Genomic DNA, 1,996 nt, shown 5'->3' on the forward strand with positions numbered 1-1,996 from the left:
GGCGACAGCATCCTGTCGATGCAAGTGGTCGCCCAGGCCCGAGCCGCGGGCCTGACCTGCCGACCCAAAGACATCTTCATCGAACAAACCGTCGCCCGGCTGGCTCAAGTCGCCGACGTTGCCGAGACGATCAGCGGCACGGTCGACGAGGGGATCGGGGATGTCGTTCCGACACCGATCATGCGGTGGCTGAGCACCATTGACGGGCCGACCGATCAGTTCAACCAGAGCGTCGTCGTGCAAGCCCCACCTGGAGTCACCGAGGCCGACGTGGTCGTCCTGCTGCAGGCCCTGTTGGACCGGCACGGAATGCTGCGGGTGCGCGCCGATGGTGTCCGGCTGCAGGTTCCGGAGCCAGGTGCGGTCGACGCCGCCGAATGTCTGAGATCCGTGGAATCGCTCTCGGAGGAAACCCTGGCGGGTGCACGATCCCGCCTGAACCCTGCTGCGGCGGCGATGGTGAGCGCACTGTGGGCACGCCAGAGCGGGCAGCTGGCGCTGATCGTCCACCACCTCGCAATCGACGCGGTGTCGTGGCGAATCCTTCTCGAAGACCTCAACATCGCATGGGCACAACACCACAACGGACAGAGCATTGCGCTCCCACCCGTCGGTACGTCGTTCCGACGATGGGCCTCGCTGCTGGCCGAACGCGCGCAGACGCTCGCGGTGATCGCCGACGCGCAGGCTTGGGTTGAGGTGCAGTCGGCACCAGCCGCGCTGCCCGCTCCACTACCCGAGGTGGACACCTACGCCAGCGCGGGGCGGTTGACCGCATCGCTGGGTCCGGAGACCACCCGCCGACTGCTCGGCGAGGTGCCCGCGGCGTTCCATGCCGGGATCAGCTGCATCCTGCTGATCGCCTTCGCCTTGGCGGTCACCGAGTTTCTCGGCAACGGCAAGGATCCGATCGGCATCGACGTCGAAGGCCATGGCCGTGACGAGGACATCTCCCCCGGCGTCGATCTGTCCCGCACCGTCGGCTGGTTCACCACGAAGTACCCGGTGGCCATCAAGGTCGGCGGACTGCGCTGGGCGCAGGTGGTCACCGGCGACCCCGCATTAGGTGCGGTGATCAAGAGCGCCAAAGAGCAGCTCCGTGATCAGCCGGATGGCATCACCTACGGGTTGCTGCGCTACCTCAACCCCGAGGTCTCCCTCACCGGGCTGGATCCGTCGATCGGATTCAACTACCTCGGCCGGATGGGGTCCTCAGCCACCGGATTGCTCAACGAACTGTGGCGACCCGACGACGCCGGCGCGTCGTTGGCCGAGACGGCCACCGCGATCCCGATGCCGTTGGGCCACACCGTCGAACTCAATGCTGCCACCCTGGACGGCGGCGCGGGACCAGAACTGAACACCACCTGGATCTGGGCGACATCGGTGCTCGATCGGGAGCAGATCAGTCGTCTCAGCGCATTGTGGCTCGATGCAGTGGCCGGTATCTGCGCCCATGTCGAGCAGGGCGGCGGCGGGCTGACCCCGTCCGACATCATCCCGGCCCGGCTCACCCAACCCCAACTCGACGAACTCCGACAGCGCGAACCCGTCGCCGATGTCCTGCCGCTGACGCCGATGCAACAGGGACTCCTCTTCCACGCCAACACCGCGCGCGCCATCGGCAACCTGAGCGACCTCTACGCCATGCAGCTGGAGTTCACGATCACCGGGCCGTTGGACACCGACCGCCTCCACGACGCGGTTTCGGCGGTCATCCGTCGCCACCCCAACCTGGCGGCACGGTTCAGCGACGTCTACGATCTGCCGGTTCAGATCATCCCCGCTGATCCCGTGATCCCCTGGCAGCACGTCGAATCGGACGACGACGTGCGGATCGGCGACTTGTGCGCGGCGGAGCGCGCCGCGGTCTGCGACCTCTCGGCCGCACCGGCCATCAGGGTGGCGTTGATCCGCACCGCTCCCGAACGGTTCCGGGTCGTGCTGACCAACCATCACATCGTGCTGGACGGCTGGTCGCTGCCGATCCTGCTGC

General features: G+C 67.0%; 1 protein-coding gene. It reads left to right on the plus strand.

Annotated elements, in window-relative coordinates:
• The coding region (locus tag H7I57_RS26345) for a condensation domain-containing protein (protein WP_372510429.1) at positions 1-1,996 on the plus strand (1,996 nt) is incomplete at both ends.

Source organism: Mycolicibacterium pyrenivorans (genome assembly GCF_025821625.1).
Lineage (GTDB): Bacteria > Actinomycetota > Actinomycetes > Mycobacteriales > Mycobacteriaceae > Mycobacterium > Mycobacterium pyrenivorans.